This is a genomic window from Synechococcus sp. R8-2, from assembly GCF_047461715.1.
GTDB lineage: Bacteria > Cyanobacteriota > Cyanobacteriia > Thermostichales > Thermostichaceae > Thermostichus.
This window is the reverse complement of sequence record NZ_JANSHQ010000178.1, coordinates 1-2,100: the sequence shown is the minus strand read 5'-3', so window position 1 is coordinate 2,100 and position 2,100 is coordinate 1. Positions and strand designations below refer to the sequence as shown.

The 2,100-nt window shown below is 62.2% G+C and carries 1 protein-coding gene; it reads left to right on the top strand.

What is annotated here, in order from left to right; translation table 11 throughout:
* Positions 1–1,743: TIGR03936 family radical SAM-associated protein (locus NW819_RS04830; RefSeq protein WP_414413059.1), on the top strand; the 1,743-nt coding region annotated here is incomplete at its 5' end.
* Between the last annotated feature and the right edge of the window lie 357 nt (positions 1,744–2,100).

Sequence of the window (2,100 nt, the reverse complement as noted above, 5' to 3'; positions counted from 1 at the left end):
TACAACGAATTTTCCCTCTCTTCTCTCAGTTGCTCCGACTACCTTTCCCTGCCGGCGGTGGGAGCGGAGCTGCACAACCGTCTCCTCAGAGAACACATTGCCCTTTCCCTGCCCAGCCAGCGGGTGGATCGCTTTGATGAGCAAATTGCCGCCATCATGAAGGGATCCCGCCGCTCCGGCCTCACCTTTGCCCCCGAAGCTGGCACGCAACGGCTGCGGGACATCATCAACAAGGGCCTCACCGATGCCGACTTGATTCGCGGCATTCGCACCGCCGTCCAAGAGGGCTGGGACAAAATCAAGCTCTATTTCATGATTGGCCTGCCCGGCGAGACCGACGCCGATGTCCTGGGGATCGCCCGCACCGTCGAGATGCTGCAGCGAGAATGTGCAGCCCTGGGTCGCAAGCGGGTGGAGTTTACCCTCACCCTCTCCAACTTCACCCCCAAGCCCCACACCCCCTTCCAGTGGCACCGGGTGGACTACGCCGACGTGCAGCGCAAGCAAACCCTGCTGCAGAAGGAGCTGCGGCGGCTGCGGGCCGTCAAAGCCCACTTCACCGACATCCGCTTCAGCATCCTGGAAGACTTCATCGGCAAAGGGGATCGCTCCCTGGGACAGATGATCGAGCGGGCCTGGCGGGCTGGGGCCGGCATGGACGCCTGGTGGGAAAACATCGATGCCGCCTACGCTGCCTGGGTGAGGGCCTACTGCGGCGAAGAGGTGGATCCTGCCGCCGATCCGGTCGCCCTCTGCGCCCGTCTCCCCATCCGGGAATTGGGCCTGGAGGATCCCTTGCCCTGGGATCACATCGATACCGGCATCGACAAAAAATGGCTGCAAAAAGACTACCGCCGCGCCCTGGAAGCCCTCACCGTGGAAGACTGCTCCTTCGAGGGCTGCTCCGCCTGCGGCATCTGCGGCCCCGGCTTCGGCCACAACATCGTCATTCCCCCTCCGCCCGTCCCGCCCCTGCAGAGCAAACCCACCCCCACCCCGGATCCCCTGGAGCCGGAGCCACCTGCCCAGCGTTTCCGCATCACCTACGGCAAAACCGGGGATCTGCGCTGGCTGGGCCACCTGGATCTCATGCGCCTGTGGGAACGGGCCTGTCGGCGAGCGGGGTTACCTCTGGCCTTCAGCGGCGGCTACCACCCCATGCCCCGCCTGGCCAACGCCAACGCTCTGCCCATCGGCCAGGAAGGCTATGGCGAAATCCTGGATCTGGAGCTGCTGGATCGGCCTGAAGGTCCTCTGACGCCTGAGAAACTGCGCGCCCTTCTGAGCGAACAGCTGCCCCCGGAGATCCCCATCCAAGCCGTCCAAGAAATTAGCCTTCGGGATCCCTCGGCCACCGCAGCCGTTTACGCCGCCGAATATCAGCTCACGGTGAGCTGCGAGTTGCCCAAAGCCGTTCACGGCAGCGGGACGGAGTCCTCTTGGCCTGCCTGGGTCACCCAGATCCTAGACGCGCAGGAAATCTGGATTGAAAAAACCTCCAAGTCTGGCAAGTCCTCTCCCTTCAATGCCCGCGCCCTGCTTTACTACCTAGAGTTTCAGGGCCTGACCCCCGAGGGCAGCGCTTGCCTCCTTTACCGGGGCAGTTGCCGCAACGACGGTGCCTACCTGCGGCCCACCCATCTGGTTCAAATGGCCGAGTCATTGGGGTTGCCCCACTGGACACTACAGACGGCAAAGCGGCTGCGCCTGTTGTGGGAGAACCCCCTAGCCGATCCAGATTGAGCACTTCCTCTGGGAGCAACCCAAGGGCTAAGGGTCTGTCTGGGCTGAGGGATCCCACAAGCGCTATAATGCTGCTATTGCTGGCTCCTGCCGCTGTGGGGCTCGCCAAGCATCAACTTGACCAAAGGCGGGGTGAGCAGCAGGCAAAAGCTGGGCCGGATTCTGGAATGGAGACACTCTTAACTCAGTACCCAGGGCAGGTAACAGGCGTGATGGGGTCGAGTCGATAGGTGCAACAGAAAAGTGTGCCTCTTCGACCTAGCCCAGATCTAACCAGAAAATTTTACCCTGAGAAGGTGCTTCTTTCCGCGCGCAAACCCTGTCTTGTTGTGGACTATCGCTACGCGACGCTTTCGC